Source organism: Mesorhizobium sp. M8A.F.Ca.ET.218.01.1.1 (genome assembly GCF_004791165.1).
Taxonomy (GTDB): domain Bacteria; phylum Pseudomonadota; class Alphaproteobacteria; order Rhizobiales; family Rhizobiaceae; genus Mesorhizobium.
Map to the genome: position 1 here is coordinate 1 of NZ_SRUZ01000206.1, position 285 is coordinate 285.

At 64.9% G+C, this 285-nt stretch carries 1 pseudogene; it reads right to left on the reverse strand.

Going from position 1 to position 285, the window contains the following annotated elements:
* Positions 1-285: pseudogene (locus EN861_RS35030) on the reverse strand (beta-ketoacyl-[acyl-carrier-protein] synthase II); the annotation flags it as partial.

Here is a 285-nt window from a genome sequence, read left to right on the forward strand (position 1 = left end):
GCCGACTTCGTTCCGCTGACGGCTATCCCGAAATCGTGCCCGAACACGCTCTTGATCGCTTCGATCTCACCAAGGTCGCCCACCGGCGTGGAGGTTGCATGGGCATTGAGATGACGGACCTCGCGCGCCGAAATCCCTGCCTGAGCGATTGCAATCTCCATAGCTCGGCGCGCGCCATCGCCGTCCTCGGGGCCGGAAGTGACGTGGTGTGCATCCGCAGTCGTTCCGTAGCCGACGACCTCGGCGAGCGGTGTGGCGCCGCGCGCAAGCGCATGGCTCAATTCC